Raw genomic sequence first — 24,600 nt, forward strand, 5'->3', positions numbered from 1 at the left:
TAGTTACTAGAAAGAACCTTTTTTTGTCTATTCTATTTCTTTGTTAAAATATTTAACGTTTGGCAACGTTTTTGATATTATACTTGACATCAAATCTAAAAACGAATAATTATGAAAAGTACAAATGAATTGCAAAGCGAACTAAAAAACCAATTTTCTACTGTAAAACTGTTTTTATTTCTAGCAGCAGTTTTACTTCTATCACTGTCTAGCTTTGGCCAAACGCAAACTGGTTTTGGTTTAAAAGTTGGTTTAAATTATAATGCTAATGGCAACTACTTTGATGCTGTCCAAAATAATGCTGAAAACCCAGACAGAAATATTGGTTATCATGTTGGTATTTTTGGAAAGGTTGGCCAAAAAGTATATTTAAGACCAGAGTTGGTTTATACCAGAACTAAAAGTGATTATAGAAACGACAGTTTTGAAATGAGTAAACTAGATGCGCCTGTACTTGTTGGAGTAAAAGTGTTAGGACCATTAAGCGTATTTGGAGGTCCTTCGTTTCAGTATATCCTAGATTCAGAGTTTGACAATGTCTCTATAAGTAATATTGAAAACGACTTTTCCGTAGGACTAAATTTTGGAATAGGCTTTAATTTAAAGAAATTAGGAATAGATTTAAGGTATGAGCGTGGTTTTAGTAATAATGAAGCTACGTTTTTACAAAACAATAATATAAATGTACAAGATAGATTGGATACCAGACCAGACCAACTTATTTTAAGTTTATCCTTAATATTATAATACACTTATATGGTTTATATAAAACAAAAAAAACTTACCAGATTGGTAAGTTTTTTTGTTTAAAATTCCCTGTACTTTTAATTTAATCTGCATCCAGATAATCAGGTGTATTATCATTATCTGTATCAATAAAATCAATAATAATTCCAATGTATTTCTGAGTAGCTACATCATAGTTAATACTAACTAACATCTCATTATTATTTAAGGGTGTATTATTTAATTCTTCCTCACTATCCCCTATAACTTCACGAACTACAATTTCATCTTGCGTTAAAATACCGTCTCCATCATCATCAGTATCAACATAATTTGGGAAATTATTACTATCTGTATCATCATCTAACTGACCTTCTTCTTGAAACACTACGAATTGATCCGCAAACTCACCTTCATTTAAAAACTTTTCTAAATAAGAAGGTATTCCATCATTATCATGATCAGTAACAAAACTTTGCAATAATTCAAACTCAAAAATTAAAGGAGAATAAGCAGGGATATCTATTGATGGAGGGCTTGCAAAATATGCCAAACCAGAAGGTAAAAACATTACACCTGTACCAGCATTGGTGTAGGATACAGTACCATCCCCATTATCAACAAAAGATTCTGCAACATTAAATAATGGAAAAACTTTTCTCCAGCCTGTAATAGTACCAAAAGTGTTAGTCCCATCTCCAATTAAATTTAAATCTACTGGTGTTACAGCACTATCAAATACTGAACCATCAAGTAAAAACCCTTGATAAACAACTCTAATTCTATCTGAAAAATTTGGAGAAGTTGCTCCTCCTCCTTTATTCAATTCTAAGAGATAATACTTGTATTCTGTTTCAGCAAAAGTGGTGGTTACTATTTGTACCGCATCATTATTTTCATCTCCATCATCAGTATACAATAATCTATCAGTAGCATTTGGTAGAACACCGCTACTAGGCACTTCACTTATAATTAAATCAGCAATTCCACTGTTCGAGTTACCATCAAAATCTCCAGCATTGTAATAATGGGTTGATAAATACTCAATTAACGCAGCATCATCTGTTGTTTGTTGTTCCCCTCTATCCCTAATTACTACCTCTGGAATTTCTGTACTATCATCATCGCTTTTACATCCGACCAATACTAAAGTAATTGTTGATATAATAAAACCTATTTTTCTTAAACTCATTATTGCTTATTTTTGACGCGCAAGATACAATTTAAATGTAATTTTGCACAACTACATTAACGTTGTTTTTACATAAATTGTATGCGAATAGATAAGTATTTATGGTGTGTTAGATACTACAAAACAAGAACTTTAGCGTCTACTGCTTGCAAAAAGGGACAAGTAAGGGTTAATGGTAGCATAGTTAAACCCAGTAGGGAAGTTTATGCTACTGATAAAATTTCCCTACGGAAGAATCAAATTAATTACCAACTTACAGTTAAAGACATTCCACCTAATAGAGTGTCTGCTAAACTTGTTGATATATATAGAGTAGACACTACACCTAAAACTGAATTTGAAGCTCAAGAATTACTTAAATATTCTAAAGATTATTATAGAAAGAAAGGAACAGGAAGACCCACAAAAAAAGATAGAAGAGATATAGATGATTTTAATACTGAAAATGATTAATTTAGAAATTAAATAGGGATAAGTATCATGGAGTTAAAAAACAATATTATTTTAAGTCATAAAGAAATTCAACACAAGATAAGACGTATAGCATTTCAAATATATGAAACCAATGTAGATGAAGAGGAAGTAATAATTGCTGGTATAGGTAATAATGGTTATATCTTAGCTAAAAAACTTAAATCCACACTCGAAAAGATTTCTAGTATCAATCCTATACTCTGTAAAGTTACTATTGACAAAGAAAACCCTCTGGCTCCAATACTTACATCTTTAACGCCAGAAGAATATATAAATAAATCTATCGTTTTAGTTGACGATGTTTTAAATTCAGGTACGACATTAATCTATGGTGTGAAGCATTTTTTAAATGTACCTTTGAAGAAATTTAAAACGGCTATTTTAGTTAACAGAAATCATAAAAAATATCCTGTAAAAGCTGATTTTAAAGGTATTTCTTTGTCTACTTCCTTACATGAACATGTACAAGTAAATTTAGTAGGAAAGAATAATCAAGTTGTTTTAGAATAGTTTTAAAATAATATCTTCAACAATCTCAATTTTTTCTTTGTTATCAGTAATAATATGGTGCTCAGCTTTACTATAAAAATGAGAACGTTCAAAAAGATGTTTTCCAATAAACTCAGTCATCAACTCTTCGGTTTCTATATGCGCAATTAAGGGGCGTTTAGCTTTTTTCTTGAACAACTTTTTAGAAAGAAACGGTAAAGATCCCTTTAAATAGATAGAAACCGCATTATCTGAGGCCAAAATTGCTTCCATATTGCCAGCAAAACATGGTGTTCCGCCTCCTAAAGCTAAAACAGTATTTTCTTGAAGCCCTAGTAAATCTTTTAGATACTCTGTTTCTTTTTTTCTAAAGTAGATTTCACCTTTAGTTTTAAAGATTTCTTTTACCGAAGCATTTTCTTTTTCTACTATATAATCATCTAAATCAATTAAATTGTAGTCTAATTTTTTTGACAAAATTTTTCCAACGGAAGACTTTCCCGACCCCATATATCCTAATAAAACTATGATCATTTTAGTGCTTGTAATTGATTATTAAAAACATAGATAATTTGAGCACAAAAAAACAAAAAAATATATTAAAAAAGCATTGTTTTATTAATTAAACATTATATATTTGCACCCGCTAACAACAAAGATATTTGTTTTAGTAAGACCGGGTAGCTCAGTTGGTAGAGCATCTCCCTTTTAAGGAGAGGGTCCTGGGTTCGAGCCCCAGCCCGGTCACAAAAAAGTTAAGCATTATCGCTTAACTTTTTTTATTTTAGCATACTTCAAAAAGCACACGTGGCGGAATTGGTAGACGCGCTGCCTTGAGGGGGCAGTGTCCTTATGGACGTGGAAGTTCGAATCTTCTCGTGTGCACTTTAAAAATCTTTACAAGAAGTTCTTTATAAATTTTAAGATTTTAGTCTTATCTATTTGGCGCATTCAATTGCTGATAAAATTGCTGGTATTGTTGATTTCCTGGATATAATTGTACCAATCTAGATGCCATATTTCTGGCCTTAACTAAATCGCCTTGTTTTTGAAAAATATAAGCCATAACATAAAGTAAACTATCATTATTAGCATCTAACTTCAACCCTTTTGCCGCAATCTCCTCTGCTTTCTTTAAGTTATTTGCTTTCTCATAAAGCAAACTTAAATTATAATAAAACCTTATGTTTTCTGGCATATATTTTATCGCCAATTCCATTTGATCTATAGCTTCATCTACTCTATTTTGTTCTGCTAATAATAGTGCATAAGAGTAGTAAGTTTGCCCAAAATCAGGCTCTTGTTGGATAATGGTTTTAAAGGCTTCTTCCGCTTTCGCCATATCTTTACTTCTGTAATATAAATTAGCAAGATTAGTGCGAATCATATTATTCATACCATCAATTTGTAGTGCTTTTTCATACCATTTTATTGCATTTGCTACATCTCCCTTGTTAAGAAAATACAATGCCTTTTTTGCTCTTCCCCCAGTAAAGTCAGATGTAACACTTAAATGAGTTTCAAACTCTTTTTTAACGATGCTATAAACCGCTTTATAATCCTTTGGTATTTGAAATTCATTTAGGCTAGCAACTGCCAAAAAGGCTTTTACTCTCACTGCTCGTTTTTCATCTTTAAGTAAGGGCAAAAAGTAATCAATATAGTCTACAGAATTTATATCATTAAATGCATCTATAGTTGCACCTCTTACAAGTGGCGAATCATCATTTAAAAATGTCAGCATATTTTCTATAGCTGTTTTACTCAAGTAATTTGGCATTGCTCTTACAGCAGATGCCCTAGCTATCTCAGGGTAAATAGTATCTTTTGATAATTCTAATAGTTTTTCAAAACCGTGAGGGTCTCCTGTAAGCGCTGGTGTCAATAACTCGGAAAAATGTTTGTTTTTAGGAGTACCATGCGATTTCTTATAATTTTCCCATGCCCATTCATCATCTTTATCTGTATGGCATTGAGTACATGCGTTAGGTGTGCCATATTTTAAACTTAAATCTGGACGAGGAATTCTAAAACTATGATCTCTTCTGTAATCATTACCCATATAAGTTTTTCCAGTCATATGACAATTAATACACTGTGCACCTTCTGAATTTTCTTTATGAAAATGATGAGAAGGGACGTTATAAGTTTGTGGCTCATGACATTGCGCACATAACAAATTACCCTCAAACTTTAATTCTAAAGAATGTGGATTATGGCAGTCTGTACATGTTACGTTATTCTGATACATTTTACTTTGAAGAAATGATCCATAAACATAAACTTCATCTAGAATTTGTCCATCTGTATGATACAATCCGTTAGTAATTAACTGCGGGAAATAATGATCCAAAAACGTGCCTTCAAAATTGTAATACTCTGAATATTGTTCGCGTCTAACATGACATCTTGCACATTCATCAACCAACGTTTTAGGCAAAGTAGCATGCGTCATTTTTAAATCTCCAGTAGGCTTATATTCATTCCCAAGCTTATTAACTTGTAGCACATGGTTTTTTCCAGGACCATGACACGCTTCACAACTTACATTAATTAGTGCGTATTCTGTATTGTAACTATGGTTATCAATATTATAGTTTTTTCTAACATTGGTAGAGTGACAATCCGCACACATATTATTCCAATTAAGCCCTCCTCTAGACCAATGCAACCATTCAGAATGCACTACTTTAAAATCTGGATATAAATCAAACCATACCTTTTTTTCAGTATCCCAAGCCGTTCGTAAACACTGATAATGACCATCTGGAAATTTAACTATATATTGCTGTAAAGGAGTAATACCAAAAGTATATTCAATTTTATAATCATGATACTTACCATCTCTACCTTCAGTATTTACATAGTGATTTCCTTCTCTTTTAAAAAACCTAGAGGTAATTCCTTGACTTTTAAAAACCGAGTTATCAAAATTTCCTAAAATTGTAGAATCACCGGCTATTTGCATTGCCTTATCGTGATGTGAACCTTCCCAATCTTTAAATTGCTCTTTATGGCAACTAGCACAAGTTTCATCACCCAAAAAATGACTATCTGGGATTAAATGCGTAGATGAGAAACCTTTACCTGTAACATACTGTTTATCAACATATTCAAACTTATCATTCTTACAAGAAAAAAACAATAAAAATGTTAAAATCAAAACTATCCAACGCATAGATAAAAACTGTAAAATTCTAAAGTGATATTTAAATAGTGAATAATCAAAAATACTCAATAATCTCAGAGTGACAAAGGTTTTTGAAAGGAAAACAGCTTAAACAAATTATTAAAAAAATTAAAAAATAAATTGTAAAAAACGACTTAATATAAACTTGCCTTTGTTAATTTTTTATTTTTTTCGTGTCTTTTTTAAGGTTTATTCAATAGGTATTCGTAATTTTGTTTAAGAAAAATTGCTTTTTAATGAACAATGTGCAAGTAAATTTTAGTATTAAAGATCTTGAAAACCTAACAGGTATAAAGGCTCATACTATAAGAATATGGGAAAAGCGATATAATTTATTGCAGCCTAATAGGTCTGAAACAAACATTAGAAATTACAGTTTAGCCAGCCTTCAAAAGCTACTAAATATATCTTTTTTAAATAATAGTGGCTATAAAATATCTAAAATAGCAAAATTAAGTGAAGAAGAAATTCCTATTAAAGTAAGAGAAATAGCATCTAGAGCTAAAGTAGAAGATCATGCTATAAATGCTTTTAAGCTCTCAATGCTTAATTTTGATCAAGTATTATTTTACAACACTTACAACAATCTTATAGAAAACAAATCTTTTAATGATATTTTCTATGATATATTTCTCCCTCTATTACATGAAATTGGGCTTTTATGGCAAACAGATACTATAACCCCAGCCCATGAACACTTTTTAACATCACACATAAAACAGAAAATTCTATTAAATATAGAACGACTCCAAAGTTTAGAACCTAAACCTGTTTCTACAACTTTTATATTGTTTCTACCTGATAATGAAGTACATGATATTGGTCTACTCTTTATCAATTATCAGCTTAGAAGTAAAGGCTACCATACTATATTTTTAGGAGAAAGTGTTCCTATGTCTAGTTTAGTTAGTGTCTTAGAATTTTTTGACGAAATAACTTTTATAACATATTTTACAGTTAAACCTGAAATTGAAGAAATTCCAAATTACATTAAGGAATTTAATGAATTACTACTAGGTAACTCTAAAATTAATTTAATGCTTTTAGGCCCTAAATTAGTTTCACTAGATGAAAACATAAGTTTACCTGAGCGCGTTAAAATGTATGATTCTATCGAAAATTTAGTTAAAGATTTATAAATAGATTTATTTTTGTTTAACTTTTAATTATATTTGTTAAACATGAATAAAACAATAGCCATAATCGGTTCTGGATTTTCAGCACTCTCTGCTAGTAGTTATTTAAAACAGTATGGATTTGAAGTATCTGTATTTGAAAAAAACAGCACAGTTGGTGGACGTGCAAGACAGTTAAAAAAAGACGGTTTTACTTTTGATATAGGCCCCAGTTGGTATTGGATGCCAGATATATTCGAAAAGTTTTTCAACGATTTTGGCAAATCAACCTCTGATTATTATCAGTTGGATAAATTAAGTCCTGCGTACAAAATATTCTTCAAAGATGAAATCATTACTATTGGAGATACTATGGACAAAATATGTGCAGAATTTGAGCGTATTGAACCAGGCAGCTCTAAACCTCTACAAAAATTTATCAATAAAGCAGCTACAAATTATGATATAGCTATTAATAAAGTAGTGTTAAAACCTGGAGTATCTCCTTTTGAATTAATCACTCCTGAAACAGCTACAAGAGTAGATCAGTTTTTTAAAACCATAAGTGGAGATGTTAGAAAAAAATTTAAAAACCCTAAGCTAATTTCCACCCTAGAATTCCCAGTACTCTTCTTAGGTGCTAAACCTAGTAATACACCATCATTCTACAGTTTTATGAATTATGCTGATTTTGGTTTAGGCACATGGCATCCCAAAGGTGGGATGTATGAAGTGATTAAAGCTATGAAGGCTCTAGCTGAAAGCTTGGGTGTTAAAATATATACTGATAGTGCAGTTGAAAAAATAAATGTAAAGCAAAAAACTGCAACCTCGATAAAAGTAAATAATGAAATTAAAACATTTGATATTGTTTTAAGTGGTGCAGATTATCATCATTCTGAATCTTTACTTGATAAAGTGCATAGACAATATTCCGAAACCTATTGGTCTAAAAAAACGTTTGCTCCTTCCTCCTTATTATTTTATGTAGGCTTCAATAAAAAGCTTAAGAATATTGAACACCATAATTTATTTTTTGATACAAGTTTTGAAACCCATGCTGAAGAAATTTATGATAATCCTAAATGGCCTAAAGACCCTTTATTTTATGCTAATTTCCCTTCTGTAACTGATGCCTCAATGGCTCCAAAAGATTGTGAAACAGGTTTTTTCTTAATACCTATAGCTCCTGGGATTGAAGACACAAATGAAATTAGAGCTCAATATTTTGATATTATTATATCCCGATTTAACAAATTAACACAACAAGATGTTACAAATAATATTATCTTTAAAGAGTCCTTCTGTGTTAAGGATTTTATTAAGGAATACAATTCCTATAAAGGTAACGCCTATGGAATGGCAAACACACTCTCTCAAACTGCCTTTCTTAGACCTAAACTAAAAAGTAAAAAAGTAAAAAATTTGTATTTCACTGGTCAGCTTACTGTACCAGGACCTGGAGTACCACCATCGCTAATTTCTGGAAAGTTAGTAGCACAACTTATTAATAAACACCATAATCAATAATATGAAAGCATTATTTGATACCGTTTCATACAATTGCAGTAAAGTAGTAACTAAAAGTTATAGTACTTCATTTTCATTAGCCACTAAAATGCTATCTAATTCCATTAGAATGCATATTTACAATATATATGGATTTGTAAGGTTTGCAGATGAAATTGTAGATTCTTTCCATAGTTACGATAAAGAAGATTTATTTGAGCGTTTTTCTGAAGATTTAGAAAATGCACTCAAAGATAGAATAAGTCTTAACCCAATTTTAAATTCATTCCAGTATACTTATCATAAGTTTAATATTGATAAGAGTATGGTTGATGCTTTTATGAGAAGTATGCGATTAGATTTGCATAAAAGTGATTATCTATCTGACGAAGAATACAAAGACTATATCTATGGTTCTGCTGATGTGGTTGGGTTAATGTGTCTGAAGGTATTTGTAAAAGGAGATGAAAATAAATTTAATGAGTTAAAAGATACTGCAATGTCGTTAGGATCTGCTTTTCAAAAAGTAAACTTTTTAAGAGATTTAAAAGCTGATTTTAATGAATTAAACAGAAGTTATTTTCCAAATATTGATTTAGATAATCTAGATGAAAATTCTAAACAGCAAATTATTGACGATATAGAAAGTGATTTTGAAAAAGGTTTGAGTGGTATAAAAAAATTGCCAATGGAAGCTAAATTTGGTGTTTTTATGGCCTATCGCTATTACAGCCAACTTCTTAAAAAACTAAAGAAAACGCCCGCGTTAAGAATAAAAGATACTCGCATTAGAGTTTCTAACCCTAAAAAAATTGAACTCTTGATGCGTAGTTATGTAAAATATCAATTAAATTTAATGTAATTTTATACTATGCAAGTTGTACTGTGGATATTGGTTTTTTTAGCAACATTCTGCTTCATGGAATTCATGGCTTGGTTTACTCATAAATATATTATGCATGGGTTTTTATGGAGTTTACATAAAGATCATCATCACAAAGACCATGAAAGCTGGTTTGAACGTAATGATGCATTTTTTATTTTTTATGCTGTAGTAAGCATTGGTTTCTTTTTACTTTGGAAATACGAAATCTTATGGGTTGGATTCCCAATAGGTGTAGGTATTTTTGCTTATGGTTTATGCTACTTTTTGGTACATGATATTTTTATTCATCAGCGTTTTAAAATGTTTAGAAATGCTAACAACTGGTATGCTCGTGGTGTACGTAGAGCACACAAAATCCATCATAAACACTTAGGTAAAGGTGATGGTGAGTGCTTTGGCATGCTATTCGTCCCTTTTAAATACTTCAAAAAGAAATAATTATAAATGGTGTTTGGTTCCCATTTTGACTATATCATTATTGGCAATGGTTTAGCTGGTTTGCAATTGGTTTTAAAAATGGCTTCTGATACTTTTTTTGATGATAAACAAATTGCATTAATAGACCCTTCTGAAAAAAAAACTAACGATAAAACTTGGAGTTTTTGGGAAACCGAACCTTCTCAATGGTATAACCTACCCTACAAAACATGGGAAAAAGCAAAGATTATAACTTTTGAAAAGTCTATCTATTTAAATCTTTCTCCTTACACTTACAAATCTATTAAGGCTATTGACTTTTATAATTACGCTAAACAACAATTAAAAAGTCATAATAATATTCACTTTATAATTGATGAAGTGGTCTCCTTATCTGAAAACGAAACTTTAACCATCAATACTAAAAAAAATAGTTTTTCTGCAAATCATGTTTTTGATAGTAGAATACCAGAATCTTTCTATCAAGATTCTAAAAGTATCAAGATAAATCAGCATTTTAAAGGTATTGTCATCAAAACCGAAAGTGATGTTTTTGATGTAGATACTTTTACTATGATGGATTACCGTTTAAAAGATGGCAAACAAACTACATTTACTTATGTTTTACCTTTTTCAAAAAATAAGGGCTTAGTGGAGTTTACATATTTTACAGAAAATACTGTTGATGAATGTGTATATGATGATTATGTAAAGACATATATTAAAAACCACCTGCAAATTGAAAACTACCAAGTTATAGAATCTGAAATGGGAAATATACCCATGACAACCTTTCCATTTGATAGTTACAATACTAAAAATATCACAAAAATTGGTACTGGTGGTGGTTGGGTAAAACCTTCATCAGGATACTCATTTAAACATACAGAACAGAAAGTAGCAAAAATTATAACTAACATTAAAGCAAATAAAAGACCTTCGCACCATCTCTTTAAAAAGAAATATAAGTTTTATGACAAAGTGTTTCTTAAAGTTTTAAAAGATGAAAACCACAAAGGCGAGTGGATATTTAAACAGTTTTATGCTAAAAATGATATTGAAACTATGTTTCGTTTTTTAGATGAAGAATCTACCTTTTTAGAAGAGTTAAAAATTATGTCTTCACTTTTTTCTTGGAGTTTTATAAAGGCTTTTTTTAAAACACTATAATTAGCATTAATACGCTACTTTTTTTTATAAATTTCCACATTACCTACAACTTTTTCTAAATAATAATTTTCAACAAAATAAGCATAGATAGTATTACCATAAATTGATACAATCTCACTATTCTCTTTTAGTTTTAATATAAATAATGGAGGACGATTCAATAAATCATCCATAATAACACTTTGTTCCTTAAAGCTCTTTACAAACATTAAATTAAAGAATTTACTAGAAGATACCCTATTTGATTCATACAACGCATGCATCAAACTAATATCACCACCTAACAAGAATATATTATCATTTTTAGAAGAGTTATTCTCAATCCAACCTTGCATATCAACATATGGAGCATTTGGATAATCTAAAAACGACTTCCCTATTTTGGCTATTTGGTAGTAAGGAAAAAAATAGATAACCACCAAAATTATAAATTTAAAACTATGTAATCCTTTTAGTTTTTTAATGTGGCTTAGTCTAACTTTCAATCTACAAAATACTAAAGCCAATAAAATTGAAAGTACTGGTAACATTTGTTTTAACTGATGCCCATAGTAATTTCCTGATAGATTTGCCCCTAAAAAATCAAAGAAAAGCCATACTAGAAGAAGTATTAATAGTTCTCTGTTGTATAATTTTCTGTCTATCCAGAAAAGAAAAATAAATGGATAAATACATAAAAACCTTGTAGTAAAAAAAACATCAAAAAACCTACTGAAACGTAACTCACTAAGCCCTTGCCCTGACCCTTGATTAAATAAAATACTCCAAGCTCCTTCTAGATATTCTCTTACAGATACCCCATTTAAATATAAAACCAAATAACAAATTATGTTTATTATAAAAGCACCTAGTATAATAGTACCAATGTCTAAAAATCTACTCTTAAATGATTGTTCTTTATTGATTAGAAAAACGATAATAATTAGAGCTACTAGACTTAAAATTGCTATTTGCTTAAAAACAATAGAACTTCCAATAAAAATCCCAGCGAGTAGTAAGTAATATATATTTGCACTTATATCTCTATACTTAAAAATAACATAAAATGAGGCCACAGTAAACAAAGACATGAAAACCTCTGTATAAGAAAGTGCAACTCCGTCCATTACATGCCAACTCATTATGAGTCCGTATATATACATACATAAAACCCCACATAATTTACTATCTATTAACCTTCCTAAAAGATATAATAAGTAGGAAGTCCCAATAATACAAACTGCCCCTAAAAGCCTAATGGAGAGAATACTTCCATTAAACACAAAATTATTTATTACGTTTAAAAAGTAAATCCCCGGAGTTTTATTTTCTACAGCGTATTTATAAGGTGCCAACCCATCCTCTTCCCATATTCTGCCAATATAAGCCCAGATAATTTCATCATATAGTAAATAGGGATAGAGAGCGATAAAAATTAGAATTAAAAATAAACCTAAACCAATAAACAACGGAGATAAGGCTATATTTTCATAACTACTTTTCCTCATGGTACTCTTTTTCCAAGTTAATATCCCATATATTGGCTTTACTCTTAATATTATTTTTAATGTTGTTTACAGCTGTTATAGCCGTCATCATAGAGTGGTCTTGGTTATTATACTTATGCATGCCGTTTCTTCCAATTAAAAATAAATTTTCGATTTTATCAGTAAAATCTCTTATTTTATCAAATTCATTATAAGTCCCAAAATAAGCAGGATAAGCTTTAGGCATCTTGATGATTGTACTATCAAGAACGGCATCTCTTTGGATAATATCTATGGAAACTAATTCATCAATTGCAAATTCAATAAATTTTGCATCCTCCATGCGCCACAGTTCATCTCCTACATTAGAAAAATACTCAAGTCCTATCCAAACATTATCTGGTTGTGCAACCAAGTATGGAGACCAATTATTAAATATTTGTAATCTACCAACCTTAACTTCTTTTTCTTGAATATATATCCAGTTATCTTTAATGAGGTTCTCTCGATCTCCTATTTTTAAATCCTTAAGAAGCAACCCAACAGTAATAAAATCTCTATACACCAAACCTTCACTAACTCTCTTTACATTATTAGGGACTATCGTGCTAGACATACTTCTAATTAAATGTTTTACAGGCATTGAAGAGAAAAAATAACTCCCTTCTACAGTTGTATCTTTATTGCTAGAAATATCTTTGTAGGATACACTATTTATCAATCCATCAGTAAGTTGTATGCCAATAACTTCTGCATTAATTATTACCTGACCTCCTTTTTCTTTTACAAGTTTAGCGACAGTCTCCCACATTTGTCCAGGTCCTAACTTAGGATACATAAATTGCTCAATTAAACTTGTGTCTAATTTTTTCTGATCAATAGACTGATTACTTGTAAAAAGAGATTTTACAAAATGAATAATGGTACGAGAGATAGAAAGCTTTTTAATACGTTGTGACCCCCAATTTGCATCAATTTGAGAACAAGGCACTCCCCAAACCTTTTCTGTATAATCCTTAAAAAACGTCTCGTACAGTTCTTTTCCAAACCTACTAATAAAAAATTGTTCCAAGTTTTGGATATTCTTAATTGGAAAAAATCGTATTTGTAGATAAGTCCATCCAATTTTTAAAATCTTCTTAAAACCTAACGAGGATAAAGTCTCCCAGTTTATTGCTATCGGGTAATCAAAAAACTTTCTTAAAAAAAAGATTCTAGATAATCGTGATCTTATTAGCATTACCAGATCTTCTTTTTCTGGGTCTGGACCTCCTTTTTTAAATTTTGATATATTATTCTTTTTTGTGTTAGTAATTTCATCTTTTGATGGAAATCCTTGGACAGGTAGAATATTTCGCCACCAATCCATAACAGTATCAGACTTGGAAAAAAAACGATGACCTCCGATATCAATTCTATTACCCTTATAAACCTCAGTTCTTGAAATTCCTCCTATTTTATCAGTCTTTTCCAAAACGATAGGAACAATATCAGTTTTAGTCAAAAATTCATAAGCTGCAGTAAGCCCAGCTGGTCCTGCTCCTATTATTATAGCATATTTATTCATATCTTCTTATTGCAACTTCTTACTCTTTATAATTGCAAATCATATAGTATTATTATTTAAACTGCCCTTTTGCTTCCTCCCAAAACACATCCATTTCAGCAAGTGTCATATCGGTTAGCGGTTTATTTAATTCCTTTGCTTTTTCTTCTAGATATTGAAAGCGCTTTGAGAATTTTTTATTAGTACGTTCTAAAGCATTCTCTGGGTTTACATTTAAAAACCTAGCATAATTTACCATAGAAAATAATACATCTCCAAACTCGCTTTCTATGTTGTCTGGGTTACCTATTTTAATTTCGGTATTTAGTTCATTTAGTTCTTCTTGTACTTTTTCCCAAACTTGTTCTGGTTGTTCCCAATCAAAACCAACGCCTGCTACTTTTTCTTGAATACGATTGGCTTTTACCAGTGCTGGTAAACTTTTTGGCACTCCTTCTAAAACGCTTTTTTTACCTTCTTTTAGTTTTAAATTTTCCCAATTACGTTTTACATCATCTTCGTTTTCAACAGCTACATCTCCGTATATGTGCGGATGCCTATTTATTAATTTTTCGCATATAGCATGACATACATCGGCTATATCAAAATCGTTGGTCTCACTCCCTATTTTAGAATAAAATACAATATGCAGTAATACATCTCCTAACTCTTTTTTAACTTCCTCTAAATCCTTATCTAAAATAGCATTGCCTAATTCATAAGTCTCTTCAATGGTAAGGTGCCGTAACGTTTCCATGGTTTGCTTTTTATCCCATGGGCATTGTTCCCTTAACTCATCCATAATGGTTAGCAATCTATCAAAAGCTTTGAGTTGATCTTGTCTAGAATTCATATAAGATGTTTTGGTAAAAATACAATTTGGTTATGTTTGGTCTGTTACAATTCGCTTAAAAAATTAATATATCAATCAAGGGTTGTAATAAATTAGTGCAATAAAAGAATATCTACATGTAAATAGCCTGTAAAGAAAACATTTTTTACCAATTGGTAAATTCTTATTGGGTAAACTTTTTTAAATTGTTCCAATGGAAGAATTTATAGAATACATATTACAATATGGTAATTTAAACCAGCAACAAATAGACCTCATATCTAAAAAAGCCAAAGAAATAAAACTCTGTAAAGAACAGTATTTTGTAGAAGCTGGTAGTGTATTAAAACAAGTGGGATTTGTCCTTGATGGCATACTCAGGATATGTTACTATAACAATAAAGGAGACGAGATTGCAAAAATTTTCATTGAAGAACACCACTTATTATTTAACTTAAACAATGTACCTTCTACTGAATATATTCAAGCTGCAACTGATTGTAAGTTACTTGTATTTTCCAATTCCGATTGGAATGAAATATCAGACACAATTATTGATTGGAAAAATATAATTCAAAGAATTACTAACAAGGCTTTATCCCAGAAACTCGAAAGAGTATCTCCTTTAGTATCTCAAAATGCTACTACTCGATATTTAGAGTTTATGAAAAAATACCCTATGCTAGCTAATAGAATTCCGCTTTCTTACATAGCATCATACTTAGGAATTACCCAACAATCTCTCAGTAGAATAAGAAGAAATATTCACTAGAATCATTATTTACCAAATGGTAAATAATTTAATTGTTATACCCTACATATTTGTTGTATTAATCTTAAAATCTATAAAATGATACATCAAAGTAAGGTATTAGAAGTTAATTTAACGCAAAACTCAATAATTTCTTTAAGCCCAATAGAAATTACTATTCCTGAAAGACCAGTAAAATTGCAATTGAGAATTTCAGCCACAATACAAGGAGAAAACTTACCAGTTATTTTGTTTTCTCATGGACATGGGATGTCAAATTACCTCTCATCTTTAAATGGAAATTTGCCTCTTACCAATTATTGGGCAGAACAAGGTTTTATTGTTATACAACCCACACATTTAGATTCTAAAACCCTAAAGTTAGGGGAAAATATAACTGGTTGGCCCTTATTTTGGAGATCCAGAGCCGAAGATATGATACATATTTTAAATCAGCTTAAAAGGATAGAATCTATTATACCTGAAATAAAAAACAGAGTGGATTATGATAAAATAGTCGCAGCTGGCTTATCAATGGGAGCACACACTACTAGCCTATTACTAGGAGCAGAATATGACGATCCTGAAGATGGTAATTCAGTAATAAGTTTAAGGGATAACCGAATTAAAGCTGGAATATTGTTCTCTTCAGTTGGAAATGGGAATGGAGGAAAAGATTTGAGTAAAATTGCTAATGAAAATTATCCTTTTTTAAAAAATTCTAATTTCACTACTATGAAAACAAACACTTTAGTTATAGCAGGCGATAATGACATTTCTACGTATTTAAGTATTCGAGAAGCAGATTGGGCTACTGATCCCTATTTTTTAAGTCCAAGGCCTAAAGCATTAGTTACTGTATTTGGTGGAGAACATTTACTTGGGGGCCTTTCGGGATATGATGCTGCAGAAACAACAGACGAAAATCCTGAACGTGTATCTTTTATTCAAAAATTAACCACAGCCTATTTAAAATCACAACTATATCACAAAAATAGGGATTGGGAACACATAAAAACAGAACTTTCTTTAACAGAAAATCCTCTTGGAAAAATTGAAACAAAATAATTATATAATAAAAAGCATAAACCTATTTCAGGTTTATGCTTTTTATTATTTTGAAATTCAATAGAGAAGATTGATTAATTCCTCTTCTTTGTGATGTAACAATGTAAAGATCATCATAAATACTAAAAATATTAATGTATCTTTGCCGATCTAATTCCTCAGGGTGAGGATGTGTTGCTAGAAGTTTAGGTTACGTATGTCGATGCGCTTCTTATGCAACACCGCATAATAAATATCGCATACATAATACACATGAGCACATTCCAAGATTTAGGTCTAAATAACGATCTATTACAAGCTATTACTGATTTAGGTTTTGAGAAACCTAGTGAAGTCCAAGAAAAAGCCATCCCCATTTTATTAAATTCCGAAACTGATTTAGTTGCGTTAGCACAGACGGGAACAGGTAAAACCGCCGCATTTGGTTTCCCTATGCTTCAAAAAATTGATGTTAACAGTCGTACAACACAAGGCTTAATTTTATCACCTACCAGAGAACTTTGTCTGCAAATTACTAACGAAATGAAGCTTTATGGTAAATACTGTAAAGGTTTAAATGTAGTTGCTGTTTATGGTGGTGCGAGTATTACGGAACAAGCTAGAGAGATAAAACGTGGTGCCCAAATTATTGTTGCCACTCCTGGTCGTATGAAAGATATGATTAACAGACGTTTGGTAGATATTTCTAAAATTGAATATTCAGTTTTAGATGAGGCTGATGAAATGTTAAATATGGGGTTTAAAGAAGATATTACTTCAATTTTATCGCATACTCCTGAAGATAAAAACACATGGCTATTTTCGGCTACTATGCCACGCGAAGTAGCTGCAATTGCTAAGAACTTTATGTATGACCCACAGGAAATTACTGTGGGACGTAAAAATGAAAGTACTAGCCAAGTTTCGCACGAATATTATCTAGTTAATGCTAGAGACCGTTACCAAGCTTTAAAACGTTTAGCTGATGCTAACCCAGATATTTTTTCTGTAATTTTTTGTAGAACAAAGCGCGATACCCAAAAAGTAGCTGAGCGTTTAATTGAAGATGGATATAGCGCTGGAGCATTGCATGGTGATTTGAGTCAGAATCAGCGAGATTTGGTTATGAAATCTTTTAGAAATAAGCAAATACAAATGTTAGTTGCTACTGATGTAGCTGCTCGTGGGATTGATGTGGACGATATTACTCATGTAATTAATTATCAATTACCTGATGAGATTGAAACCTATACACATCGCTCTGGACGAACAGGTCGTGCAGGAAAAACGGGGGTTTCTATGGTTATTGTTTCTAAAAGTGAAGTACGCAAAATTAAGGGTATAGAACGTATTATAAAGAGACAATTTGAAAAGAAAGACATCCCAAATGGAATGCAAATTTGCGAAGTGCAATTAATGTCTCTTGCTAAAAAAGTACACCATACTGAGGTTAATCATGATATTGATACTTACTTAGGGGATATTAATGCCTTATTTGAAGATACCAGCAAAGACGAATTGATTAAAAAATTCTTCTCTGTTGAGTTTTCTAGGTTTTATAATTATTACCAAAAAGCTTTAGACTTAAATATTTCTACATCTAACGACGATCATAAGGATTCTGGAAATTCAGTTCGTTACTTCATTAATGTTGGAAAGAAAGACGGTTTTGACTGGATGAGCTTAAAGGACTTTCTAAAAGAAGTCTTAGAATTGGGACAAGATGATGTGTTTAAGGTAGAAGCCAAGGATACGTTTTCATTTTTTAATACAGAAAAAGAACTACAAGAAAAAATACTCGGGTTCTTTACCGATTTTAAATATAATGGACGCTTTGTGAATGTAGAGATTTCTGAAAATCGTGGGAGGGGCAGAAAACGTGACAGAAATAGAGGTAGACGTCGAGATGACAGAAAAGCAAACTTTAGTTCTGGCGGCAGAAAAGATGATCGCAAACGCGATAATAAATCAAAATCCAGACGTTCTAAGTCGGGAGGAGATTTTGCAAGTTCTAGACCTAGACGTTCTAGACGTTAAGTTTTTTATGAGAAAACCGACTAACAACATAAAACTACCATTTAGGTATGCTTTTTGTTAATTTTTAGTCAAATTAAAACCATAACACCAACATGTTAGGGTTTTGTTTAGTATTTTTAACATCTCATAACTGTGATTATACCACTCATGAAACGCATTTTAAGTATTATTATACTACTTTTTGTCAGTACAATTGTATTTGCTCAACAGGATGATGCTAAGGCCATTGGTGTAGTGGTAAATGCAGCAGATGATAAACCCTTAGAAAGTGTTAATATTGTTAACTTGAATAAAGTTAAAGGTACTACCACCAATAGTAAAGGAGAATTTGCGATTACTGCTGAAGTAAATGATACTTTACACTTCTCCTTTATTGGATTTAAATCTATAAAAGTTAGAGTAACGAATGACTGGTTGAAATATGGAAGTTCTACTATTGAATTAACAGAACTGGCTTTGGCTTTAGAAGAGGTTGTTGTAAATCAACTAAAACTAACGGGTTATCTGGAAGTAGACATTAAACAAGTACCGCAAATAAATGATAATTATCGTTATCAAATTGCTGGTTTATCAAAAGGATATGAGGCTGGTAAAAAATCCGGATTAACTAAGATTATTGGATCTATTTTTAATCCGGCTGACTTTTTACATCGTATGTTTGGCAAAAAGCCTAATGAGCTTAGAAAACTTAAGCAAATGAAAAAAAATGACGAGATACGTAATTTACTAGCTTCTCGTTTTGACAGAGAAATGTTAACTGCACTTTTAAAAGTTGAACGTGTAGATCTTGATGAAATAGTAAGTCAATGTAACTATTCTAAAGGCTTTATTCAAACAGCAAATGACTTGCAAATACTGGATGCCATAAGTGAATGCTACGAAGAGTACAAATTACTAAGTAATAGACGAAAAGACCGTATTTAGTAAGAAGTTATATATTTTTAGTGTGATGAAAACGCTCTACAATCTCATCAAAGCTCTTAATCGTTTTTTTACACCAATCAATTCGCTTTTCTAACTGTTCATTTTCAGATAATTGCCAAGGTATTTTAGTGATTTTCAACTCACTTGTAATATGCTGTAATATAATGGCAGCAGATACTGATATGTTTAAACTTTCTGTAAAACCTACCATTGGAATTTTTAAAAAGCTATCGGCTGCATTTAAAACCTCATCTGATAAGCCTTCAGTTTCCCGTCCAAAAAAAATACAAGCCTTCTCAGTAACATCAAAATCTTGTAAATCACAATCGTTTTTATGAGGTGTTGTAGCTACTATTTGATAGCCATTTTGTTTCAAATCTGTAATACAAGACTTTACAGAATTATATCTATTTAAATCTACCCACTTCTGAGCACCCATGGCTATTTCTCTGTCTATACGTTTAGTGTTTTGCTCTTCTATAATATTAACGTCTTGTATTCCAAACACATCACAACTTCTTATTACAGCACTAGTATTATGTAATTGGTACACATCTTCAATAGCAACAGTAAAATGTTTTGTACGCTGGGCAAGTACTTTTATAAATTTATTTCTTCTGTTTTCGGTTAAATATCCTTCTAAATGATGCAGTAAATCTTGATCTATCATGTAATTCAACAATATTTATTGGATAAAGATACAATTTAACGCATGATGCATATAATTGGTGTTTTAAAGGTTGTTGAAGAGAATATTTTATTAGCTTTAGCATACCCTAAGTTATGTAGTGCATAGAAAAATAATATGAAGAAAAAACATATAGTTATACTTACTGGTGCTGGCATGAGTGCTGAAAGTGGCGTAAAGACCTTTAGAGATGAAAACGGATTATGGGAAGGTCATGATGTTATGGAAGTAGCAACTCCCGAAGGGTTTGCGAAAAATCCAGAATTAGTTTTAGATTTTTATAATCAACGGCGACGACAGCTGTTTGAAGTTACCCCTAATGCTGCACATATAGATATTGCTAAATTAGAAAACGAACATAACATTACCATAATCACACAAAATGTTGATGACTTGCATGAACGCGCTGGTAGCACAAATGTAATACACTTACATGGCGAATTATTAAAAGTACGTAGCACCTTTGATTCAAATGATATACAAGAATGGAAAACTGATTTAGTTTTGGGAGATTTTTGTAAAAAAGGACATCAATTACGCCCACATATTGTTTGGTTTGGGGAAGATGTCCCGCTTATTGAAAAAGCTGCTCAAATTTGTGAAACAGCAGATATTTTATTAATTGTTGGGACATCTATGCAAGTGTATCCTGCTGCTGGTTTAATGCATTATGCACCAAGCAATACTCCTATTTATTTTATTGATCCAAAGCCCAATATTGAGAGTAACAACCGTATTACTGTAATTGCTGAAACAGCCACAGTTGGTATGCAAGAGTTTATTAATTTATTGAATTAGTACTTCCAATATACATATATAAAACCTCATGTAAATATAGATCCGAATCTGCGTTAAGGATTGCAGCGGCATCCTTTTTTAAATTTTGAAAACCAAAGTTTATTTAGAACTCATATCATTGAGGTTAGCACTTACAGCTCCCAATAATGATGTATTCTTTAAAAAAGATATAGCGGAAAGCCTGACCCCTTGTGGGTAACGCCCAAAACATCATAAAAATATTATTATTGCTCTGGCACAAGCCTTATAAGTCTTCCTGGTCCTTCAACTAAAACGTACATATATCCGTCAATACCCATATGAACATCCCTAACACGACCTATATCGTTGAGTAACTCTTCATGCCCTATAACTTCATTTCCGTTCATTTTTAAACGATGTAAATATCTAAATTTTAAAGACCCTACGAAAAGATCATTTTGCCATTTGCCATAAAAGTTACCAGACATAAAATCCATACCACATGGCGCAATTGAGGGCACCCAATAGTGAATTGGTTGTTCCATTCCCGCCATTGCAGTTTGATCTGTAATAGGTGTCCCATTATAATTAATACCGTAAGTAATTGTAGGCCAACCATAATTATTTCCAGAATCTAAAATATTAATTTCATCGCCTCCTTGAGGGCCATGCTCTCCCTCCCAAATAGCACCAGTAACGGGATGTTTTGTTAAACCTTGAGGGTTTCTAACGCCATAGCTAAAAACAGACCATTCGTGATCTTGCATATTGTAAAATGGATTATCAGTTGGTATTGTCCCGTCATCCACTAACCTATGCACCTTGCCTACACCATTATTTAAAGCTTGAGGATACGTATCTCTATTACCACGGTCTCCTACTGTTACATAAAGGTAACCTGCATTATCAAATACCAATCTTGAACCAAAATGGTTTCCACTAGTAAGATATGGTAAGGCCGTAAAAATTTCCTGGCCCCCTTCTAAAGTATTGCCAGACAAACGTCCACGCGCTACAGCTGTTGTCCTTTGATTGGAGTTATTTGGGTTTGGGCTAGAATAAGATAAATATATATAAGTATTATTCTCAAAATCAGGATGCAACGTTACATCTAGTAAACCGCCTTGACCTTGTGCAACAACATTGGGAGTACCGCTAATTTCTGATATTACACCTTCACTGGTAACCCTAAAAAGGTTTCCTTCTCGTTGTGTAACTAAAAAATCTCCGTTTGGTAGCTGTACCATACCCCAAGGCACACCGTTAATTTCATTAGTTATTGTTTCTAATCTAAAAATAAGATCGTCTGATTCTATAATCCCAGAAAGGTTAGGGTTTTCAACTTCAATATCAGCTTTGGTTTTCCCTTCGATTTCTTGAAGAATATAATCTGCCAAATCCTTTATTTCTTGTGTAGAAAACGTGTTTTCGTAAGCAGGCATACCATTGGGCTCATATCCAACAGTAATGGAGTTAGCAATATCGGCAGAGGCATTGCCATATAGCCATTGCCTTTCTATAAAAGACTCAAATTTCTGTCCATGACAACCACCACAATGGTTTGTATAATTTACAGCTGCTTTAGTTAAGTCAGTTACTACTTCTTCCTCCTCTTCTTCTTGTAAATCATCTTGACTAGTAGTCTCTGTTTGATTAGAGCAATTAAATACAAAAGTAATGAGGAGAACGCTTAAAAAAGCTAATTTAAAATGGTTAAGATATTTCATAGCAGATAGGTTTTGGGGTTGCCGCTAGCTCTGATCTAAATCCTAAAAAACACAAGTTTATAGAACTAACAGTCTAACAATTTTGCAATACTAATATAACGAATTTTATTGTTAAATTATTGCAAATCAAAATACTATATCATTTTTTCAATTAAAACGGACTACCATTCTCGTAGTTTATCTAATTCAAGCTGGGCTTTCAACTCTTTTTCTGGAATAACTTTTAGGAAAGATGGATGCTGCTCAATAGCAAATTCTATTTTCTTTACAATTTCATCAGTAGTTTCATTATCGTAATCAATCTCTAAAGGCGCTTTTATTTCCATACTTTGTAGTATGTTTTTCTTTTTTATGCGAAGCCCTTTCTTATCGAACGAACGTCTAAAACCATCTATTACAATAGGAACAACAATAGGTTTATAGCGCTTTATAATATGTGCTGTACCCTTTCTAATGGGCTTAAATGGTGTTGTGGTGCCTTGCGGAAAAGTAATCACCCAACCATCATCTAGCGCTTTCCCTATATTAGAAATATCACTCATTTTAACCTGTCGCTGTACATCTTTACCTTCTGAACGCCATGTACGCTCTATACTCACTGACCCCACATAAGCGAGAACTTTTGGCAATAAACCAGCCTTCATAGTTTCTTTAGCCGCTACATAATATATATTGAGTTTTGGATTCCAGAGGTAACCTACATTTTTTATAGAATCTGTACGTCCACTTAAACTCGCATTAAACACATGAAACATTGCTACAACATCTGCAAAATAGGTTTGATGATTAGATATAAAAAGTACCTTTCTATCCGGAAGACCTTTTATAATTTCCGAGCCTTCTATTTGTAGCTCGTTAAACCCTCTAAAACGTCTGTGGGTCATGGCTCCTAAAATACGAATGAGCCATTTTTTGAGAAATAATATGTGTCCGAAAGGATTTTTTTTAAACAATCCCATGTACTGCTATCTTGTTAGAGTTGGACGGCAAAGGTAATAAAACTATTATCTATGTCAATTTTGTAAGTACATCTTTAACTTCGCTTAACATCATAGCTGTTGCCCCCCAAACAATAAACCCATTAAGAACAAATGCAGGTACCTCTATACCAATACTATATGAAGTTTTCATGGTAGTTTGAGTAAAGTTGTCATCATTCATTAAATCAGATAATTTTACTTCAATTATTTGTTCAACTTCATTTTCCTCCTTTTTAAAAACAGGAGGTTTCTCTAAAATACCAACAAAAGGCTGTACACAAAAATTACTTGGTGGTATATACACTTGAGATAATGGTCTTATCACTTCAATATCTGATATTGGCACACCAACTTCCTCAAATGTTTCTCTCAAGGCAGTTTCTTCTATATTTTTGTCATCTGGTTCTAACTTCCCTCCCGGAAAGGATACTTGAGCAGAATGTACGCCTTTATAGGTTTTTCGTAACATAAGCACAAAATATGTTTCATTTATATTATTCGGATAAAATAATGCCAGAACTCCAGCTCTTTTAGCATTTTCTAGCTGTTCTTTCGAGTATTTTGCAAAATCTTTTCTAGTTGGCGGCACCATTTTAAAATGTGATGATTCGGCTGGTAGCTCTATATTTTTTATTTTTGAAAGCAATGTTACGAACTCATCAAAATTCATTCTTT

General features: G+C 31.7%; 23 protein-coding genes and 2 tRNA genes. 15 read left to right on the top strand and 10 right to left on the bottom strand.

Annotated features, from left to right (window positions below):
* Nucleotides 1–111: 111 nt before the first annotated feature.
* Nucleotides 112–747 (top strand): outer membrane beta-barrel protein, encoded by a 636-nt coding sequence (locus EYD46_RS15990; RefSeq protein WP_130938178.1) that lies wholly within the window; start codon nucleotides 112–114, stop codon nucleotides 745–747.
* A gap of 82 nt (nucleotides 748–829) precedes the next feature.
* Here the strand turns inward: EYD46_RS15990 and EYD46_RS15995 are convergent, their stop codons facing one another.
* Nucleotides 830–1,918, bottom strand: coding sequence for an FKBP-type peptidyl-prolyl cis-trans isomerase (locus tag EYD46_RS15995; protein WP_130938179.1), 1,089 nt, complete (start codon nucleotides 1,916–1,918; stop codon nucleotides 830–832).
* Nucleotides 1,919–1,999: 81 nt separating this feature from the next.
* Here EYD46_RS15995 and EYD46_RS16000 point away from each other — a divergent pair, with 81 nt between their 5' ends.
* Both EYD46_RS16000 and EYD46_RS16005 read left to right on the top strand, forming a co-directional pair.
* Nucleotides 2,000–2,371 (top strand): RNA-binding S4 domain-containing protein, encoded by a 372-nt coding sequence (locus EYD46_RS16000; protein WP_130938180.1) that lies wholly within the window; start codon nucleotides 2,000–2,002, stop codon nucleotides 2,369–2,371.
* Between the two features lie 27 nt (nucleotides 2,372–2,398).
* Entirely contained in the window at nucleotides 2,399–2,902 is a 504-nt protein-coding gene (locus tag EYD46_RS16005; RefSeq protein ID WP_130938181.1) for a phosphoribosyltransferase family protein, read from the top strand.
* Here the strand turns inward: EYD46_RS16005 and EYD46_RS16010 are convergent.
* A complete protein-coding gene (locus EYD46_RS16010) occupies nucleotides 2,894–3,415 on the bottom strand; it encodes a shikimate kinase (RefSeq protein ID WP_130938182.1) in 522 nt (173 codons plus the stop codon). The two genes, EYD46_RS16005 and EYD46_RS16010, sit on opposite strands and share 9 nt — an antisense overlap.
* Nucleotides 3,416–3,555: 140 nt before the next feature.
* Between EYD46_RS16010 and EYD46_RS16015 the strand changes: the two genes are divergently transcribed.
* Nucleotides 3,556–3,628 (top strand) — tRNA-Lys (locus EYD46_RS16015).
* Between the two features lie 54 nt (nucleotides 3,629–3,682).
* A tRNA-Leu gene (locus EYD46_RS16020) sits at nucleotides 3,683–3,766 on the top strand.
* 49 nt (nucleotides 3,767–3,815) lie between these two features.
* On the opposite strand, the gene EYD46_RS16025 is transcribed toward EYD46_RS16020, so the two are convergent.
* On the bottom strand, nucleotides 3,816–6,059 hold the full coding sequence (locus EYD46_RS16025; protein ID WP_130938183.1) for a tetratricopeptide repeat protein: 2,244 nt from the start codon (nucleotides 6,057–6,059) through the stop codon (nucleotides 3,816–3,818).
* 248 nt (nucleotides 6,060–6,307) lie between these two features.
* Here EYD46_RS16025 and EYD46_RS16030 point away from each other — a divergent pair, with 248 nt between their 5' ends.
* Genes EYD46_RS16030 through EYD46_RS16050 form a run of 5 tightly spaced genes read left to right on the top strand, consistent with a single transcriptional unit; the run spans nucleotide 6,308 to nucleotide 11,168 of the window.
* Nucleotides 6,308–7,210, top strand: a complete 903-nt coding sequence (locus EYD46_RS16030; RefSeq protein WP_130938184.1) for a MerR family transcriptional regulator — start codon at nucleotides 6,308–6,310, stop codon at nucleotides 7,208–7,210.
* A 42-nt stretch (nucleotides 7,211–7,252) separates the two neighbouring features.
* A complete protein-coding gene (locus EYD46_RS16035) occupies nucleotides 7,253–8,716 on the top strand; it encodes a phytoene desaturase family protein (RefSeq protein WP_130938185.1) in 1,464 nt (487 codons plus the stop codon).
* A gap of 1 nt (nucleotide 8,717) precedes the next feature.
* Entirely contained in the window at nucleotides 8,718–9,557 is an 840-nt protein-coding gene (locus EYD46_RS16040) for a phytoene/squalene synthase family protein (RefSeq protein WP_130938186.1), read from the top strand.
* 9 nt (nucleotides 9,558–9,566) lie between these two features.
* Nucleotides 9,567–10,019, top strand: coding sequence for a sterol desaturase family protein (locus EYD46_RS16045; RefSeq protein WP_130938187.1), 453 nt, complete (start codon nucleotides 9,567–9,569; stop codon nucleotides 10,017–10,019).
* A gap of 6 nt (nucleotides 10,020–10,025) precedes the next feature.
* Nucleotides 10,026–11,168, top strand: a complete 1,143-nt coding sequence (locus EYD46_RS16050) for a lycopene cyclase family protein (RefSeq protein ID WP_130938188.1) — start codon at nucleotides 10,026–10,028, stop codon at nucleotides 11,166–11,168.
* Nucleotides 11,169–11,182: 14 nt separating this feature from the next.
* Here the strand turns inward: EYD46_RS16050 and EYD46_RS16055 are convergent, their stop codons facing one another.
* Genes EYD46_RS16055 through mazG form a run of 3 tightly spaced genes read right to left on the bottom strand, consistent with a single transcriptional unit; the run spans nucleotide 11,183 to nucleotide 15,033 of the window.
* Nucleotides 11,183–12,655, bottom strand: coding sequence for an ArnT family glycosyltransferase (locus tag EYD46_RS16055; RefSeq protein ID WP_130938189.1), 1,473 nt, complete (start codon nucleotides 12,653–12,655; stop codon nucleotides 11,183–11,185).
* Nucleotides 12,642–14,201: an NAD(P)/FAD-dependent oxidoreductase gene (locus EYD46_RS16060; RefSeq protein ID WP_130938190.1), complete on the bottom strand. Its 1,560-nt coding sequence runs from the start codon at nucleotides 14,199–14,201 to the stop codon at nucleotides 12,642–12,644. Before EYD46_RS16060 ends, EYD46_RS16055 begins: the two co-directional genes overlap by 14 nt.
* A 52-nt stretch (nucleotides 14,202–14,253) precedes the next feature.
* Nucleotides 14,254–15,033 carry a nucleoside triphosphate pyrophosphohydrolase gene (gene mazG / locus EYD46_RS16065; protein ID WP_130938191.1) on the bottom strand — a complete coding sequence of 260 codons (780 nt, stop codon included), beginning with the start codon at nucleotides 15,031–15,033 and terminating at the stop codon, nucleotides 14,254–14,256.
* A gap of 193 nt (nucleotides 15,034–15,226) precedes the next feature.
* Between mazG and EYD46_RS16070 the strand changes: the two genes are divergently transcribed.
* The 4 genes from EYD46_RS16070 to EYD46_RS16085 all read left to right on the top strand — a co-directional run bounded on the left by EYD46_RS16070 (nucleotide 15,227) and on the right by EYD46_RS16085 (nucleotide 19,771).
* Nucleotides 15,227–15,784, top strand: coding sequence for a Crp/Fnr family transcriptional regulator (locus EYD46_RS16070; RefSeq protein WP_130938192.1), 558 nt, complete (start codon nucleotides 15,227–15,229; stop codon nucleotides 15,782–15,784).
* 78 nt (nucleotides 15,785–15,862) lie between these two features.
* A complete protein-coding gene (locus tag EYD46_RS16075) occupies nucleotides 15,863–16,831 on the top strand; it encodes an alpha/beta hydrolase family protein (protein ID WP_130938193.1) in 969 nt (322 codons plus the stop codon).
* A 252-nt stretch (nucleotides 16,832–17,083) separates the two neighbouring features.
* Entirely contained in the window at nucleotides 17,084–18,847 is a 1,764-nt protein-coding gene (locus EYD46_RS16080) for a DEAD/DEAH box helicase (protein ID WP_130938194.1), read from the top strand.
* 147 nt (nucleotides 18,848–18,994) lie between these two features.
* The gene (locus tag EYD46_RS16085; protein WP_130938195.1) at nucleotides 18,995–19,771 is read left to right on the top strand and encodes a carboxypeptidase-like regulatory domain-containing protein; all 777 of its coding nucleotides are present in this window, start codon (nucleotides 18,995–18,997) and stop codon (nucleotides 19,769–19,771) included.
* 7 nt (nucleotides 19,772–19,778) lie between these two features.
* Here the strand turns inward: EYD46_RS16085 and EYD46_RS16090 are convergent, their stop codons facing one another.
* Nucleotides 19,779–20,441 carry a TrmH family RNA methyltransferase gene (locus EYD46_RS16090; RefSeq protein WP_130938196.1) on the bottom strand — a complete coding sequence of 221 codons (663 nt, stop codon included), beginning with the start codon at nucleotides 20,439–20,441 and terminating at the stop codon, nucleotides 19,779–19,781.
* 135 nt (nucleotides 20,442–20,576) lie between these two features.
* Here EYD46_RS16090 and EYD46_RS16095 point away from each other — a divergent pair, with 135 nt between their 5' ends.
* A complete protein-coding gene (locus tag EYD46_RS16095) occupies nucleotides 20,577–21,257 on the top strand; it encodes an SIR2 family NAD-dependent protein deacylase (RefSeq protein WP_130938197.1) in 681 nt (226 codons plus the stop codon).
* A 224-nt stretch (nucleotides 21,258–21,481) separates the two neighbouring features.
* On the opposite strand, the gene EYD46_RS16100 is transcribed toward EYD46_RS16095, so the two are convergent.
* From EYD46_RS16100 to EYD46_RS16110, 3 genes are all read right to left on the bottom strand, one after another.
* Entirely contained in the window at nucleotides 21,482–22,945 is a 1,464-nt protein-coding gene (locus EYD46_RS16100; protein WP_130938198.1) for a PQQ-dependent sugar dehydrogenase, read from the bottom strand.
* Between the two features lie 161 nt (nucleotides 22,946–23,106).
* A complete protein-coding gene (locus EYD46_RS16105; RefSeq protein ID WP_130938199.1) occupies nucleotides 23,107–23,904 on the bottom strand; it encodes a lysophospholipid acyltransferase family protein in 798 nt (265 codons plus the stop codon).
* A gap of 49 nt (nucleotides 23,905–23,953) precedes the next feature.
* Nucleotides 23,954–24,595, bottom strand: a complete 642-nt coding sequence (locus tag EYD46_RS16110; protein ID WP_130938200.1) for an NUDIX hydrolase — start codon at nucleotides 24,593–24,595, stop codon at nucleotides 23,954–23,956.
* Nucleotides 24,596–24,600: the final 5 nt, after the last annotated feature.

It is taken from the genome of Hyunsoonleella pacifica (assembly GCF_004310335.1).
Taxonomy (GTDB): Bacteria; Bacteroidota; Bacteroidia; order Flavobacteriales; family Flavobacteriaceae; genus Jejuia; species Jejuia pacifica.

What these genes read in the sequence shown, in the direction of transcription:
- EYD46_RS16050 (WP_130938188.1), top strand. Translation starts at nt 10,026, where the DNA reads ATGGTGTTTGGTTCCCATTTTGACTATATCATTATTGGCAATGGTTTA.
- EYD46_RS16005 (WP_130938181.1), top strand. Translation starts at nt 2,399, where the DNA reads ATGGAGTTAAAAAACAATATTATTTTAAGTCATAAAGAAATTCAACAC.
- EYD46_RS16080 (WP_130938194.1), top strand. Translation starts at nt 17,084, where the DNA reads ATGAGCACATTCCAAGATTTAGGTCTAAATAACGATCTATTACAAGCT.
- EYD46_RS16110 (WP_130938200.1), bottom strand. Translation starts at nt 24,595, where the DNA reads ATGAATTTTGATGAGTTCGTAACATTGCTTTCAAAAATAAAAAATATA.
- EYD46_RS15995 (WP_130938179.1), bottom strand. Translation starts at nt 1,918, where the DNA reads ATGAGTTTAAGAAAAATAGGTTTTATTATATCAACAATTACTTTAGTA.
- EYD46_RS16075 (WP_130938193.1), top strand. Translation starts at nt 15,863, where the DNA reads ATGATACATCAAAGTAAGGTATTAGAAGTTAATTTAACGCAAAACTCA.
- EYD46_RS16035 (WP_130938185.1), top strand. Translation starts at nt 7,253, where the DNA reads ATGAATAAAACAATAGCCATAATCGGTTCTGGATTTTCAGCACTCTCT.
- EYD46_RS16045 (WP_130938187.1), top strand. Translation starts at nt 9,567, where the DNA reads ATGCAAGTTGTACTGTGGATATTGGTTTTTTTAGCAACATTCTGCTTC.
- EYD46_RS16095 (WP_130938197.1), top strand. Translation starts at nt 20,577, where the DNA reads ATGAAGAAAAAACATATAGTTATACTTACTGGTGCTGGCATGAGTGCT.
- EYD46_RS15990 (WP_130938178.1), top strand. Translation starts at nt 112, where the DNA reads ATGAAAAGTACAAATGAATTGCAAAGCGAACTAAAAAACCAATTTTCT.
- EYD46_RS16040 (WP_130938186.1), top strand. Translation starts at nt 8,718, where the DNA reads ATGAAAGCATTATTTGATACCGTTTCATACAATTGCAGTAAAGTAGTA.
- EYD46_RS16025 (WP_130938183.1), bottom strand. Translation starts at nt 6,059, where the DNA reads ATGCGTTGGATAGTTTTGATTTTAACATTTTTATTGTTTTTTTCTTGT.
- mazG (WP_130938191.1), bottom strand. Translation starts at nt 15,033, where the DNA reads ATGAATTCTAGACAAGATCAACTCAAAGCTTTTGATAGATTGCTAACC.
- EYD46_RS16105 (WP_130938199.1), bottom strand. Translation starts at nt 23,904, where the DNA reads ATGGGATTGTTTAAAAAAAATCCTTTCGGACACATATTATTTCTCAAA.
- EYD46_RS16060 (WP_130938190.1), bottom strand. Translation starts at nt 14,201, where the DNA reads ATGAATAAATATGCTATAATAATAGGAGCAGGACCAGCTGGGCTTACT.
- EYD46_RS16085 (WP_130938195.1), top strand. Translation starts at nt 18,995, where the DNA reads ATGAAACGCATTTTAAGTATTATTATACTACTTTTTGTCAGTACAATT.
- EYD46_RS16070 (WP_130938192.1), top strand. Translation starts at nt 15,227, where the DNA reads ATGGAAGAATTTATAGAATACATATTACAATATGGTAATTTAAACCAG.
- EYD46_RS16010 (WP_130938182.1), bottom strand. Translation starts at nt 3,415, where the DNA reads ATGATCATAGTTTTATTAGGATATATGGGGTCGGGAAAGTCTTCCGTT.
- EYD46_RS16030 (WP_130938184.1), top strand. Translation starts at nt 6,308, where the DNA reads ATGAACAATGTGCAAGTAAATTTTAGTATTAAAGATCTTGAAAACCTA.
- EYD46_RS16100 (WP_130938198.1), bottom strand. Translation starts at nt 22,945, where the DNA reads ATGAAATATCTTAACCATTTTAAATTAGCTTTTTTAAGCGTTCTCCTC.
- EYD46_RS16055 (WP_130938189.1), bottom strand. Translation starts at nt 12,655, where the DNA reads ATGAGGAAAAGTAGTTATGAAAATATAGCCTTATCTCCGTTGTTTATT.
- EYD46_RS16000 (WP_130938180.1), top strand. Translation starts at nt 2,000, where the DNA reads ATGCGAATAGATAAGTATTTATGGTGTGTTAGATACTACAAAACAAGA.
- EYD46_RS16090 (WP_130938196.1), bottom strand. Translation starts at nt 20,441, where the DNA reads ATGATAGATCAAGATTTACTGCATCATTTAGAAGGATATTTAACCGAA.